11 protein-coding genes and 1 tRNA gene are annotated in these 13,745 nt (G+C 41.2%); 2 read left to right on the forward strand and 10 right to left on the reverse strand.

Annotation, left to right across the window (positions count from 1 at the left end):
- Positions 1-8 precede the first annotated feature (8 nt).
- Entirely contained in the window at positions 9-1,361 is a 1,353-nt protein-coding gene (locus tag PQO01_RS05870) for a serine/threonine protein kinase (protein ID WP_274313103.1), read from the forward strand.
- On the forward strand, positions 1,358-2,080 hold the full coding sequence (locus PQO01_RS05875; RefSeq protein WP_274313104.1) for a hypothetical protein: 723 nt from the start codon (positions 1,358-1,360) through the stop codon (positions 2,078-2,080). The genes PQO01_RS05870 and PQO01_RS05875 overlap by 4 nt, the downstream gene beginning before the upstream one ends.
- On the opposite strand, the gene recD2 is transcribed toward PQO01_RS05875, so the two are convergent.
- The 10 genes from recD2 to PQO01_RS05925 all read right to left on the reverse strand — a co-directional run bounded on the left by recD2 (position 2,058) and on the right by PQO01_RS05925 (position 13,544).
- Entirely contained in the window at positions 2,058-4,271 is a 2,214-nt protein-coding gene (gene recD2, locus PQO01_RS05880) for an SF1B family DNA helicase RecD2 (protein WP_274313105.1), read from the reverse strand. The two genes, PQO01_RS05875 and recD2, sit on opposite strands and share 23 nt — an antisense overlap.
- Positions 4,268-5,065: a TrmH family RNA methyltransferase gene (locus PQO01_RS05885; RefSeq protein ID WP_274313106.1), complete on the reverse strand. Its 798-nt coding sequence runs from the start codon at positions 5,063-5,065 to the stop codon at positions 4,268-4,270. Before PQO01_RS05885 ends, recD2 begins: the two co-directional genes overlap by 4 nt.
- A 14-nt stretch (positions 5,066-5,079) precedes the next feature.
- Positions 5,080-6,189: a ribonuclease D gene (locus tag PQO01_RS05890; RefSeq protein ID WP_274313107.1), complete on the reverse strand. Its 1,110-nt coding sequence runs from the start codon at positions 6,187-6,189 to the stop codon at positions 5,080-5,082.
- Positions 6,190-6,250: 61 nt separating this feature from the next.
- Complete coding sequence (rpoZ, locus tag PQO01_RS05895; protein ID WP_274313108.1) at positions 6,251-6,472, reverse strand: DNA-directed RNA polymerase subunit omega; 222 nt, start codon at positions 6,470-6,472, stop codon at positions 6,251-6,253.
- A gap of 43 nt (positions 6,473-6,515) precedes the next feature.
- Positions 6,516-6,591 (reverse strand) — tRNA-Lys (locus PQO01_RS05900).
- Positions 6,592-6,763: 172 nt separating this feature from the next.
- Positions 6,764-7,777, reverse strand: coding sequence for an ABC transporter ATP-binding protein (locus tag PQO01_RS05905; protein WP_274313109.1), 1,014 nt, complete (start codon positions 7,775-7,777; stop codon positions 6,764-6,766).
- The gene (locus tag PQO01_RS05910; protein ID WP_274313110.1) at positions 7,770-9,284 is read right to left on the reverse strand and encodes an ABC transporter permease; all 1,515 of its coding nucleotides are present in this window, start codon (positions 9,282-9,284) and stop codon (positions 7,770-7,772) included. Before PQO01_RS05910 ends, PQO01_RS05905 begins: the two co-directional genes overlap by 8 nt.
- A 60-nt stretch (positions 9,285-9,344) precedes the next feature.
- Positions 9,345-10,397 (reverse strand): iron ABC transporter substrate-binding protein, encoded by a 1,053-nt coding sequence (locus PQO01_RS05915; protein ID WP_274313111.1) that lies wholly within the window; start codon positions 10,395-10,397, stop codon positions 9,345-9,347.
- Positions 10,398-10,564: 167 nt separating this feature from the next.
- A complete protein-coding gene (locus PQO01_RS05920) occupies positions 10,565-11,824 on the reverse strand; it encodes an alginate export family protein (RefSeq protein ID WP_274313112.1) in 1,260 nt (419 codons plus the stop codon).
- Between the two features lie 313 nt (positions 11,825-12,137).
- Entirely contained in the window at positions 12,138-13,544 is a 1,407-nt protein-coding gene (locus PQO01_RS05925) for an MFS transporter (RefSeq protein ID WP_274313113.1), read from the reverse strand.
- Positions 13,545-13,745: the final 201 nt, after the last annotated feature.

The following is a 13,745-nucleotide window of genomic DNA, read 5'->3' on the forward strand; positions in this document are numbered from 1 at the left end:
GTTAATTTATGTCATCTGAAAACAAACCTTCTTTTCCCAAGAGGTTGTTATCGTTGCTTGGAGCACCTTTTTCAAAAACTAAAGACTCCAACGAGACCATTCTCTTTGATTTAGATAAACCAAAGATGGGCTCAACTCAGCTTCCAAAGCATTTGCAAGACCGTTATAAAATCATGCGTACGCTTGGGCAGGGTGGCTATGGAGTGGTTTACCTTGTGCAGGATATGATGATTGGTCGTTTGGCTGCAATGAAACTTTTGAAGAAAGCTTCTTCAGAGGGAGACGCAGTCTTTGATCACTTTAAGCAAGAAGCGAGAATTGCCGGTCAGTTAGATCACGAAAATATTGTGGTGATCTTTAATGCAGAGTATGAGGATAATCACGCTTTCATTGTTATGGAGTACTTATCAGAAGGTAACTTAGCCTCTTTAATAAATGAAAAAGGCTTGTTTCCGGCTCATGAAGCTATGGTGATCACCAAGGGGATTTTAGATGGTTTATCAGCAGCTCATCGCATGAGAGTTGTTCATAGAGATATTAAACCGGAAAATATACTTTTTGATCCAAAAGGTCGCCCTAAAATTAGTGATTTTGGTGTGGCTCATCTTCCTAAGGAAGAGGGGGGTGTACTAAGTAAAGAAGAATTTATGCCTGTGGGCACACCTTGTTATATGTCGCCAGAGCAATTGGCTGGTAAAGAAGATATCGATAGTCGAGCGGACCTCTATTCTTGTGGAGCTATTTTGTATGAAATGCTCACGGGACAGAAGTTGTATGATATTCCGCGCGATACTCGTTTGGATGATATTTTAAAAATTGTCCAAGCCTGCGATTATAAAAAGTTAGGGACTTTTAAGCATGATTATGCTCAAGATCTCATTGATTTTGTAGAAAAACTTTTGGCTGTTAATCGTGAAGGTCGTTATCAGTCATCTATGGCTGCACTGAAAGATTTAAATGAGTTGCTGGCTAAGCGAGAGAAGGAAAAAGAAACCACAGCCTTCCCTGATCGTATAGTAACTAGTCCAACATATTTGCTTGAGGACGTTATGCGTATTTTATTACAGGACGGGATTATGGCTCCTGCAGAAAGACGTGAAATAGATAAACGCGCTGAACGTTTAAGGGTGTCTAAGGAGCAGACTCGTGAGATTGAAGAGAAAATACGTGAAGAAATGGGCTTGCCTTCTTTAGATTCTTTAGAGGCCTATGAATCAACCTATCAGTTGATGGGTGGGGACTGGGACTCGATGAGTCATCAAGAAAAAGAATTTTTGAAAAAAACTTCAGAGAGTTTAGGTTTGCAAGATATTGAACGTCAGATGATAGAAAAGGATTCGACAGAAAGTAGAGACTCATGAAATTTGCCTGTAAACACTGTGGGGTTGAACATGATGTTCGCCCATCTGCAATTGATCAACAGATGAATTGTAATAGTTGTGGGCGTTTAAATATCATTCCATCTCATAGTCCTAAAGTTACGATTAAGACACGCACCAAAACCTTAGTTTATTTTGAGCCAGGCTTGCTGTTTACGAGTTTGATAATTTTTGGTCATGGAGTTCATCCTACCTTGGGTTTATCTTCAACTCTATTGTGTACAGCTGTACTTTTATTTCTCATCCGTAATCCAGTTAATACACTTCCTTTTTTTGCTCAATATACGGCTCTACAGTTGCGTAAATTCTGTTCTGATCAGTACTTGATCCCGCTATGGGGCTTATTACTATTAAGCAAGTTTCCCGAGACGGATTTCTTTTTTTATTTGATCGCCGCTATATCTATTATGTATGCAGGGATATCATCTATTGCCCTGCATTATAATGTCGATAACATGGTAGGTCATACCGAGTGTAAGCCTAAGCCCAAGTTACGAGAAATCCTTCAGCCGTTTTATCGCCGCGAATTGATAAATATTGACGAAGAGAAAGATGAGGTTGTTCTACCTCAATCTCATACACAATTGAAGATTAAAAATAAACGCATGAAAAAAATGGATGTTCAAATCCAGGTTGATAAGCGCTTTAATGAATGGTTAGAGGATGAAGTCGAACGCTTCACGGACATGCCATCTGACTAATTTGAATCTTGTACTGCAGCAAAGTGAAACGCTTGCTCATGCCTTTGTTGGCAATGCATTGGGCAATTGCTTGGCGACTTGAGCATAAAATTAATAAGCTCTTGGCTCGAGTTATGGCAGTGTAAAGAAGGTTTTTCTTCAGCATGATATAATGACTTGTGTTCATGGGGATAATGACTGCGGGAAATTCAGAGCCTTGCGATTTATGGATTGTAATGGCATAAGCCAATCGGATTTGTTCTGCTTCTTCAAAGTCATAGCTTATTTGTAAGCCATCGAAATCAATGATAAAGCTTTTTTCTTCATTGAGAATATCAACGATGTAACCCATGTCACCGTTGAAGACTTTTTTTGTATAGTTATTGACAGTTTGAATAATGCGATCACCAAGGATGAAGCGGTTCTTGCCAAAGTTAAATTGTTTTTTGTGGATGTCGTTGAGGTATTCCTGTAAATAAAGATTGAGAGCTTCACAGCCACACTTACCGCGTTTCATGGGCATCAATACTTGAATGTTTTTTGCGTTGATATCAAACTTTTTAGGGATGCGCTCTTTTATCATGGTAGCGATCATGGGGAATAATTTTTCGGGATCGCTTTGGTTGATGAAATAAAAATCATCCAAGTTTGGCTCTGATCCTTGTGTTAGATCGGGCTCCTGTCCAACATTAATACGGTGAGCATTAGTAATGATGCGACTAGATGACGCTTGACGGAAGACTTGATGTAAGGCTGTGATCGGAATGAGTTGAGACTGAATGAGGTCGTTTAAGACAAAGCCAGGTCCCACGGAGGGGAGTTGATCGGGATCGCCAACTAAAACTAGGTGGGTTTCATTGTGTTCGACTGCCGCAAAGAGTTTTCGAGCTAAGCTTATATCGAGCATGGAAACTTCATCAACTACAAGAATGTCACATTTGAGTTTTTTGTACTCATTGTAAACAAATTCGCCCTCGCTTTCACTATCACTCATGAGTAAGCGGTGAATCGTCAGAGCAGAGGCTCCAGAGGCTTCTCCGAGTCTTTGAGCTGCACGTCCTGTCGGTGCTGCTAGGCGGATTTTTTTACCGTGTTTACGAGCTTGCTGAACAATTTCTTTAACAGTTGTCGTCTTACCTACGCCAGGGCCACCGGTGATAATACTAAGTCGTTTGTTGAAGCTAGTATTAACAGCTTGCTGTTGTTCTGTATTGAGTTCGTGATTAATGAATTCCACTTGAGATTGAGCGTGTGGGTACTTCTTGTCCAACTGAATGAAATCAATAATGTGATTGAGTAATGCTTCTTCGTCTTTGTGAAGGTGGCGTTCATAGAGGTAGGACATCTCTTGGTGAATTTCTTCAATGATAGATCCGTCTTGTATTGCGCGTTCAAGCCCCTCAAGGATGTGTTTCGTGTCTACCTTGAGGATTTCGCTCGCTTTGTGGAGTAATAACTCTTTGGGGACGCAAGTATGGCCATCTAGGCTTTGGAGCTTAACTGTGTATATAATGCCGGATGCAGTTCTGAAGGGGCTGGTTTCTTCGATCCCTAGGTTTTGTGCCAGTTGATCTGCTTGTATGAAGCCAATGCCTCGAATGCTTTCGGCAAGAAGGTAGGGGTTCTCTTTAATGATGCTTGCACTGCGGTCACCATATTGTTCCATAATGAGCGAGCACTGACGGGCACTTAAACCTAAGCCCTGTAAAAAGACTTTTAAGTTGCGTTCTTGGTTGCCGAATTCCCAAGTTCTCGCAATCTCATCAATTCTTTTTTTGCCAATTCCAGGAACTTCTTTGAGGCGCGCGGTATAATTGTCAAGAACATCAAAAGTTTTGGAGCCGAAGTGTTTTACAATGCTTTCGGCAGTTTTTTTACCTATTCCAGGTAGGTTCTCCGATAGGTAGCGAATCATACCGACTTCTGAGCTAGGAAGCTTGATTGTGAATGAATCGATTTTGAATTGACGACCGTATTGCTTGTGCTTAATCCAGTTGCCAGAGGCTTCGATTTCCTGTCCAGGGCTAGCGCTAGAAAGCATTTCTCCAACTGCGGTCACTTCGCCTAATTCGTCGGCAAAGATTTTTGTGACGCAATAAGAGTTATCATCAGAGACATAAAGGTGACGTAGAATGGAGGCAAAAAGAGTTTGTTTACCTAAAGGAATATCCTCAGGCTCATCATCGTTTTGGTAGGAAAAGAGTTCACTCATTGCTGACGTTGACGAACTGCCTCGTAGAGTAGGAGAGTTGTAGCTGTAGCTACATTTAATGAGTCGGCTTTTCCAAGCATGGGAATTTTTACATTGATGCTAGATTGCTCCATCCATTCATCGCTTAGTCCGTATTGTTCAGCGCCGACGATAACTGCGATGGGGCCAGTCATGTCGACATCAGTATAAAGCTTGTCCGCATGTGGAGTGGCTGAAAGGATGGTGATTTTATTATCTTTTAGATAATTGATAGTGTCTTGGCTTGCGGCTTCCGCAATAGGTAAGGAAAAGCACATACCTGTGGAGGCGGTAATGACATTGGGGTTGAATAGGTCAGTACATTTGTCACAAAGAATTAAACCATCGGCTCCAGTGCCATCTGCGGAGCGAATAATGGTTCCCAGATTACCAGGTTTTTCGATTGATTGAGCAACGACAAGCAGTGGGGGGTCGCTTAGTTTTAGATCTTCAACTTGTTTGCGGAAATAGCCTGTTAAAGCAAGTAGGCCTTCAGGACGGTCACGGTAAGAGATTTTTTTGAAAACATTTTTTTCTGTTTCAAAAATTTGGGTTCCGCCTTCTGTTTCGAGTTTCTGAATGAGCTCATCTTCATTTTTCCCTAGGAAAAAATCGCGACAAATGTAAAGCTCTTTTGGGTACACGCCATTATCTGCAGCACGATATATACTACGGAAGCCCTCGATAATCATAGTTTGTTCTTTGTCGCGATAGCGGCGTTCGCGAAGTTTGACTATGTGCTTGATGCGAGGGTTGCTAAGGCTGGAGATGAGCATTGATTTTACTTGTCCTATTGATTCATTATTTTTTCAAATGTATCGCCTAAAACTTCTTTTCGCCAACCTTGGATATTTAAGTTTTCTGCCTTTTTGTCGGCATTAAGGATAAGCTTTTTGATGTGGCTACGAGCGTAAATGAGTCCTGGGTCAAGATCATGGCTTTCAGCAACTTTGTCCATGGCGGCGGCGCATTCTTTAATGAGTGCTTTCTCGCTTCCAGTAGGTTCTTTGCCAAGCATGTCTTTGGGGAGGTCTTCATCCTTGATTTCCACAGCTTCCTTAGCGAGTTTTTGCAGGTTCTTGTAGTGTTTTTGGAGTTGCTTTTCGTTGAAGCCATTGCGCGTAAATTGCCCGTAATCAGTGGACAAATACATGGCAGCTTTAAATAAGAGGCTTTGATGAAAAATAAAATTTGGAGTGATGTTGCGCTTTATGGCAATGTCATGTCTATAAGCGGCGAGTTTTTGCAGATAAACTAAGGAGCGTAAGGGAAGGCGACCAAACTGCTTAACCTTTTTGTAGGCTGTGCTAGCTTGAGCTTCTTCGTATAAGCTTGGGTTTTCTGTTATGCTTTTATTTTCTTCTAGGAACCACTCGTAGCGTTGTTTATCTTTGAGTTGCTGACGAAGGCTGTGGGTAATTTCTATGAGATAGCGAACGTCTTCTGCAGCGTAAATCAATTGAGATTCTTTGAGGGGACGTTTAGTCCAATCAGAGACTTGTTGAGTTTTGGAGATTTCTACATCCATGAGCTCGAGGCAGAGTTTTGCTAAACTTACTTGCTTTGGAGCCCCAGTAAAAGCGTAGGCTAATTGGGTGTCAAAAATGTTTTTTGCTTCTGCATCACAAAAGATTTTAAAGAGTTTTAAATCCTGATCAGGAGAATGTAAAATTTTACATACCTCAGTGCTTTCGAGTAGTTCTTTAAGAACTTGCTTCGGGAAATCTTCGATTAATAAATCTATGAGGTGGATGTCTCCTGCAGATTTTATTTGCAGCAGTCCTGGGATGGGGTAGAAAGTCTTTGTCCACACAAATTCAGTGTCGAGAGCAATGTCACTTTCGTTTAGAGCTTGGCTGAGAACAGAATGGATTTCACTGGCTTGATCTATAAATTTCATCGTAGGCTCCTGGGTAAAAAAAAACCGCCCGTAGGCGGTTTAGAAAATTTTGTGCTTAGGCTTATGCCTCAATCTGTTCGAAGGTTACTTTACCTTCGGCGATTTCGATAAGGGCAATTTCCAATGTGGAGAGAACTAAGGGACGATTGTGAGCGTCGCGTGGTGTGTCAATTAGTGGACGGTCACCCTTGTTGATTTGACTTGCGCGTTTAGCAGCTAAGTTAACAAGAACGTTTTTGTCGCCGATGACTTCTAGCGCATTTGCAATGTAACTATTTTCCAATTTTAATCTCCAGCGATTTGTTTGTTCATAACAGTGACGTAAGTGGTGAGTTGTCTGGGGCTCGAACCCAGGACCCACGCCTTAAAAGGGCGTTGCTCTACCAACTGAGCTAACAACTCACGTCTGTCAGTGACGGCTTTGAAAATATCCATGTTCGGGTGTTCTTCAAGCCATAAAAAGCATTTTTTTAATATTTTTATTATACTTTTTCAAAGCGTATAAAATTAAGTAGATTTTTGAGCTTATCTCTGTGTGAGTTTAGCTTTCAAAAAGTCTTTGATTTTGATGGGTTTAGAATGATGCGCAAGCTTCGATTGCAGTGATTTGTACTTTGTCAGAAATTTTGATCGCAGAGCGAGCACTGACGTTAACAAAGATTTCACTGTCGGGTGTTTGTACTGTTATTTCCTTGCGAGCACCTAAGAAACGAATGTCTTTAACGATGAGTTGGCTCTCTGATGAGGGGGCTAGGCGCATATTTTCTGGTCGAAGTAGTATTTGGCAAGGCCCGTCGGAATTCTTTTGAAGAGGAACTTCGCCAATGTTTGTTGTAGCATATTCACCTTGAGCATGACCAGAAATGATTTGGCAGTGGCCAAAAAATGACGCTACTTGTGCGCTTTTGGGTTTTTGATAAAGCTCTTCAGGAGTGCCGATTTGAAGGATCTTGCCTTGTTCCATGACCGCCATGCGGTCAGCAAAATCAAAGGCTTCTTCCTGATTGTGGGTCACTAGAATAGAACTGACGCCTTCTGATTTGAAGATTTGGCGAATTTCATTGCGCAAGCGACGTGCGAGCTTCGCATCGAGATTCGAAAAGGGTTCATCCATGAGTACGAGTGAGGGTTTGATCGCTAAGGTTCTTGCAATGGCAACGCGTTGAAGTTGGCCACCAGAAACTTGGTGAGGCATTTTTTTTGCGTGTTCTTCAAGTCCTAAAAGTGTAAGTAGTCGTTTTAGTGTACTTTGCTTTTGGCTCTTATCTTTAAGGCCAAAAGTAATATTCTCCTCAATAGACAAATGTGGGAAGATAGCGTAATCCTGAAAGATAAAACCGGTATTTCGCAGGTTAGGGGCGAGGTCGGTTTGATGATCAAAAAAAGTCTGGTCGAGGTGAAGGATATGGCCTTGACTTGGTTTTTCTAAGCCTGCGATCGCGCGCAGTGCCGTTGTTTTGCCACAACCACTGGAGCCGAGAAGTGCAAAGCACTCTCCAGGCATGAGGTCGAAAGAAATATTATCGACAGCACAGAAAGAACCAAAATGGCAACTGAGTTCTTTGATGGTGAGTAAGGCTTTAGTCATTGCTTTTAGTCAATTTTTGATTGAGGATAAAGTATAGAGATATACTACTAATTCCCAATAATAAAAGTGCGGGAGCCGCAACTAGCGAGTATTCGGCTTCATCAATGAGGTTCCATATATTTTGAGTGAGATAAAATTTTCCTGGTTGGGCTAGAAGTAGAGTTATGGGTAGTTCTTTGAGGGTGGAAATAAAAACAAGAGCAAAACCAGCGAGTAAGCCAGGGCGAAGCAGTGGGGCAGTGATGCGAAGCTTAGTGGAGACTGAATCATGGCCTAGCATAAGTGAAGCCTCTTCGAGGCGAGGATTGATTTGGGCGAGTGAGGTTTTTACCGAGCTAACCGCTTGGGGGAGGAAGCGAATAGCACAGCCAAGCACTGGAAGCCAGAGAGTTTGATAGAAGGAATAACCGAAGAGTTTAAAGCTAACAAAGAAGCTGATAAAGGCTAAGCCAATCACGAGGCCCGGGAACATATTCCCCAAGAAGCTGATGCGATCTGCGAAAGTCGCAAAGAGACCTTTTTTGCGAAGGGCGCACCAAGCACATGGTACGGCAAATAGAATAGAGATGATGGCAGCCAAAAAGGCTAGGGTGGCAGAGTTAAAGGATGAATCAAAAAGATTCTTTGGGAAAACGAGTTCACTATTGCGACCTTTGGAAAACCAGTAAAGGATAGTAAGTAGGGGGAGCAGGCAAGCCATGAAAATTGTCGATGAGTAAAAAATGATAATTAGTAGAAGTTTACTCGGCTTTGCTTTTTTGATGATTTGTCGAGCCTTGTTGTCAGTGATCCGTCCTTGAGAACGGTTTATCCAGGATTCCAGTTGGAGGAAAATAAAAGCAATGATTATAAGTAGAAGTGAAAAAAATGAGGCCTTGTCAAAACTGCCTCTATCAAGATGGCGAAAGATATAGTAGGTCATGGTTTTGTAACGCAGAATCGCAGGGGTTCCAAAGTCACTTAAGGTGTAGAGGGCTACTAATAACATTCCTGAGGCAATGGGTATCTTAAGGGCAGGTAGTGATATCTTGAAAAAAACTTGTGTGGGATTAAAACCAAGTAGGCGCGCACTTTCTTCTTGGGAAGGTGATTGCCTTTGTAGAGCGGCGTAAGTCATGAGGAAGATGAGTGGGCTATTGACGAGCGTCATGCTCATCCACGTACCAAAGAGTCCGTTGCGAATGGGGATGGGGAATGCCATGCCAGTTAGGTTTTGATAAAAGCCCATGTGATCAAAAGCAGCTAAGTAGCTATAAGCAGAGATATAAGAGGGGAAAACTAAGGGGAGTATACAAAGAATGAGGATTATTTTTTTCCCAGGGATATGGTAGCGGGCTAAAAACCAAGCTTGTGGTACGGCAATCAAGGCGCCGCCAATGGCCGTCAAAGAGGCGAGTAATAAGCTGCGACCAATAGTTGGCCATAAATCACGGGTAGCAAAGAGTAAATTGAGTTCATTTTTTGAATCCAATACATCTTTGACTGAAACGTATAAAGGCAGCAACATAAAAAATGCTACTGCCAGAATAGTAATTTTCAGAAATAAATCTGAACTTTTAAGCGTCAATTAGAGTGCGCCGTTCTCTTCGAGTACTTGAATAGTCTCTTCGATTTTATCGAGATCACCGAGGTCGATTTTGATTGGGTCGATTTGATCGAGGGGCTTAAGCTCAGAGAAAGCACTCACACCAGCCGCAAGTGGATACTCAAAGTTGGAGTCTTTAAAGAATGATTGCGCTTTTTCACTTAGAATCCAGTCGATGAATTTTTGTGCAGCCGCTTTGTTTTTAGAACTCTTTAGAAGAGCAATTCCAGAAACATTAATGAACATACCAGCATCTCCATCAGCAAAAAAATGATTTTCAGCATCGAGTGCTTCTTTCATATCCAAGCGGACTTTGTAGAGGTAATAGTGATTCACTAAGCCGGCTGCAACTTTACCTTCAGCAACAGCTTTAACGATGGGAGTGTTTTTAGGGAAATCTTGAATCTCGTTGGCTTTGAGTGCTTTGATCCATGCAGCAGTTTTTTCCTTGCCGAGAACTTTAATCATTGCCGTGACGTGTGATTGGAAAGAACCATTGCCGGGTGCCCAGCCAAGACGACCTTTCCACTTTGGATCAGCTAAGTCTTCAATACTTTTTGGGAGTTCTTCAGCTTTGACCATCTTTTTGTTGTAAACAAGGACACGAGCACGGCCAGAAGTTCCCACCCAGTCGCCTTTGGGGCCAGTATAACGAGCATCAACTTTTTTTACTGTTTCAGCAGGGAGTACTTCAAGAACATTTGCTGAAGATAAAGCGCCGAGGTTTGATGAGTCTTGTGCGAAGAAAAGATCTGCAGGAGAGTTGTCGCCCTCGCGTAGAATCGTATTGGCAAGTTGAGCAGTTTTACCTTCTTTCACAGTGATTTTAATGCCAGTTTCTTTGGTGAATAAATCAAAGAGGGGCTGAGCATACATGGTTTTTCGTCCCGTGTAAATGAGAAGGGCTTGTTCAGCTTCAGAGTTTTGTTTTACAACTGGTGCATATTCTTTTGCAGTTTCAGCACTAGGAGTCTGAGTTTTGTTATCGCAAGAGGCAAAGAAAATTGCTAAAGCAGCGATGAGTAGTTTTTTCATTTGGGGTTCATTCCTAAGTTAATGAGATAAAGTCTCAGTAGAGTACATAGAGATAAACTTTATTCAAGAACAAATAGGTGTGAGTCGATAATTTATCATGTAAAATACAAGAGCCCCTCAAAGATAAAATTTGAGAGGCTCCTAAGAATGTTTACTATCGACGCGTTTTATTTAAATAAATCGCCGATTTTTGACCCGATTGCATAGTCCAGACGAAGCCAAACGTTCATGTCGTCATTGGCATAGCCATCACCACGGTCGTCATTGCCGACGAAGTAGGCAGCTTTAACTGATGCGGTTAAGTTGTCTGTTAATTTACGTGCGACCAAGGCATTGTATTCCATACCGTAATCATCATTGCCAGCAACATCATCGAAGTAGTGGTAGGCAAGAACAACTTTATTACCCATGAAAGAACCTTTAAGGTCAATATAGTAATCTTGGAGACCATCAGCTAAGTTACCACCATTAGTTCCAAGGAATCGGTCAGACCATCCGTTGAATTTGTGAGCGGTAGAAAAGAGTGTGTCAAAAGCAAAATTTTCATCTCTTTCATCGATGAACATGTAACCGAGGCCTGGAGTCCAATCACCCATTTTGTAACCACCGTAGAGGTGTGTGAACATGGTTTCGTTATCATCGGAATCAGCATAGTCAGTTTGATAAGCAAAAGTTGCATCGTAGATAAAGTCATCAAATTTACCATCTACACGAACACCATAAGTAGCAGAATCGTTTGTAGTTGCACCCTTGTGAGCAGTTCCACCTTTGGCTTTTAAGTCTTCGTCACCGTCTACAAAGTAAGAAAAACCAGTTAGAGTGTGAGTTTCAGCTAATTTGTATTTAGCATTAAACATGAGGATATGATCGTATTCTACGCTGTTACCAAAAATGGTATTGACTTTATCGGCATAAGCTGCAAAGAGCTCGAGTTTATCAATAGATTTGTTGGTGATGCTAACTGCATCAAAAGTTTGCTCGGTTTGTCTCCAACCAATATTACCAATGAAACGAACATCGTTTTGAAGAATTACTTGACGACCAACACGAACTTTAGTGTCTGGTATGAGAGTGAAATCAGCGTAAACTTGTTGCCAACGAGTTACATCGGGATCAGCTACAACCTCATATTCACCAGCGCCATGGCCCTCAGTATCATTATAATCGGATACGACTCGTTGATTCGAATGATATTGTGCATAAAAACTTAAACCGCCAATTTCAGCAGTTCGAAAGCCAACATAGTTAGATAGAGTTAAGGCATTGGCATCATCATTAGCACTTCCCTGTACAGAAGCATGCTCATAGCCGAGTCTTGCTTTTAGGTCTAGTTCACCTTTCGTAAATATTTCGCCAAAGTCATTGGCTTTTTCTGCTGCTGTAGCTGCAAGTGCAGACATTAAGAAGCATGTTGCGAATTTTTTCATTTTTTCATTCCTTGTTTGACTTAGGGTTATCATTCAACATGACTGCGAATAATAGGGATTATTGTATAAAAGCTTAGAGCTTAATGCAAAGGTTTTTATCAAAATTTCATTTGATTAAATTATTTATCTTAGCTTTAAAAATTTAATCTGATTTATTATAATTAAGTTTAAGGGAAGGTCAATCCCTTTTTTATACAAAATACCAAAAAAGTAATATATAACACAAAAGTTACAGTTATCGTATGTTTTTTTACTTGCCTTAAAAAACCCTCAGTAAATCTTTACTGAGGGTTAAAGGAAGAGTAACTTAAGTTTAAGCGGGAAGAGCAGCTTTTAGAGCAGCGGCTTCTTCTTGAGCTTTTTTGGTAGCGACAGCAGCAACTTCTTCATCTTTCGCAGAGAAGCGAACAAAAGCAGTAGCAATACCTGAGAGTATAATTAACCCACCAAGGATTAAAAAGCTACTTGATATACCAGCTGCTTCAGCAGCTTTTGTAGTGACTTCAGAAACCTGTGTAGGATCAATAGCTGAATGAGTATTTTTACATTTTTCCCTGATGAGCCAAGCGGCTAAAACAGCACCTGCATTACCACCAGCACCAACGATGCCAGATACAGAACCGACGCATTTTTTATTGATGAAGGGAACCACTGTAAAGGTTGCTCCTTCGGCCATTTGAACGCTGAGAGAGAAAAGGATTAGAACAACGACGGCGAGTGGGAAGTAAGTAATTTGTGAGAAAGAAGCTAAAATAATACCTTCGATAACCATGATTAACATGAGGAACTGAACTCGACCTTTAAGACCTTTTTTAATACCGAATTTATCTCCCAAGAACCCACCAGTAGTACGGGCAAATATGTTCATGAGTGCGAAGCATGCTACGAGTGTTCCTGCTTGACCACGACTTAAAGCAAACTGTGCTTGTAAGTAATCATCCATTTTGCCATAAACAGTGAGTTCGATACCGAAGCAACCTGCATAAACGAGGAAGAGGATCCAGCTACGGTAGTCTTTTGCAGCCTCAGTGAAACTACCTGATTTTTTAGCGTCAAGCATTTTACCTGCGGCACGTAGATCTTTGAAGTTACCTTCAGGAGTATCTTGGGTGAATTTGTAGTAGACGAGACCCATGATGAAGCAACTCACACCAGCAAAAGCCATAGACCACCTCCATGCTTCTGCTTCAGCAACTCCACACGCAACCACACCTAGTGCAATAATTGGCATTATAATTCGATTAGCACCACCACCGAGGTTACCCCAGCCAGCAGAAGTAGCGTTTGCTGTGCCTACACAGTTAGGAGCAAACATGAGAGAAGTGTGAACTTGTGTAATAACAAAAGAGGCACCAATAAAACCAATGAGAATACGACAAAAAAGGAACTGTTCAAAATTTTGAACAAAAGCTATTCCGATAACTGGAAGTGAACCGAGTATAAGCATCCAAGTGTAGCATATTCTTGGACCATATTTGTCGCATAGTTTACCTAAAAGAAGGCGAGCAAAGATAGTGCCGGAAACGGCAGCAATTACTGAAAGGTTTGCTTGATCACCAGTCATTCCTAAAGATTTTTTTACCGCAGGCATAAATGGAACTATACCGAACCATGAGAAAAAGCACATAAAGAATGCGATTGCGGTTATCCAGAATGTGCGAATTTGAGGACTCTTAAGATCCGTCAACTTTAATTTTGTGGCTTTGCCAGCTATTTCCATCGTAAACTTCCTTTTTACATCATCGTAGTATATATACATAAAACGACGATTTTTCGTCTGCGTCAGTAGATTACTTAAATGCTGTGGAATATCAAACAGGAAAAATAACAAATTTACAAAAAATCTACAAAAAAGTAAAAATATATACCAAAATTACAATTACGTAAAAATATTCAGGGTGATTGTGTAGGTGCTGATAAT

The organism is Lentisphaera marina (assembly GCF_028745505.1).
Lineage (GTDB): Bacteria > Verrucomicrobiota > Lentisphaeria > Lentisphaerales > Lentisphaeraceae > Lentisphaera > Lentisphaera marina.

Bases quoted from the DNA above. Each gene is read 5' to 3' on its own strand.
- PQO01_RS05910 (WP_274313110.1), bottom strand. From the start codon at position 9,284: ATGTTGCTGCCTTTATACGTTTCAGTCAAAGATGTATTGGATTCAAAA.
- PQO01_RS05915 (WP_274313111.1), bottom strand. From the start codon at position 10,397: ATGAAAAAACTACTCATCGCTGCTTTAGCAATTTTCTTTGCCTCTTGC.
- PQO01_RS05885 (WP_274313106.1), bottom strand. From the start codon at position 5,065: ATGCTCATCTCCAGCCTTAGCAACCCTCGCATCAAGCACATAGTCAAA.
- PQO01_RS05870 (WP_274313103.1), top strand. From the start codon at position 9: ATGTCATCTGAAAACAAACCTTCTTTTCCCAAGAGGTTGTTATCGTTG.
- recD2 (WP_274313105.1), bottom strand. From the start codon at position 4,271: ATGAGTGAACTCTTTTCCTACCAAAACGATGATGAGCCTGAGGATATT.
- PQO01_RS05905 (WP_274313109.1), bottom strand. From the start codon at position 7,777: ATGACTAAAGCCTTACTCACCATCAAAGAACTCAGTTGCCATTTTGGT.
- PQO01_RS05920 (WP_274313112.1), bottom strand. From the start codon at position 11,824: ATGAAAAAATTCGCAACATGCTTCTTAATGTCTGCACTTGCAGCTACA.
- PQO01_RS05925 (WP_274313113.1), bottom strand. From the start codon at position 13,544: ATGGAAATAGCTGGCAAAGCCACAAAATTAAAGTTGACGGATCTTAAG.
- PQO01_RS05875 (WP_274313104.1), top strand. From the start codon at position 1,358: ATGAAATTTGCCTGTAAACACTGTGGGGTTGAACATGATGTTCGCCCA.
- PQO01_RS05890 (WP_274313107.1), bottom strand. From the start codon at position 6,189: ATGAAATTTATAGATCAAGCCAGTGAAATCCATTCTGTTCTCAGCCAA.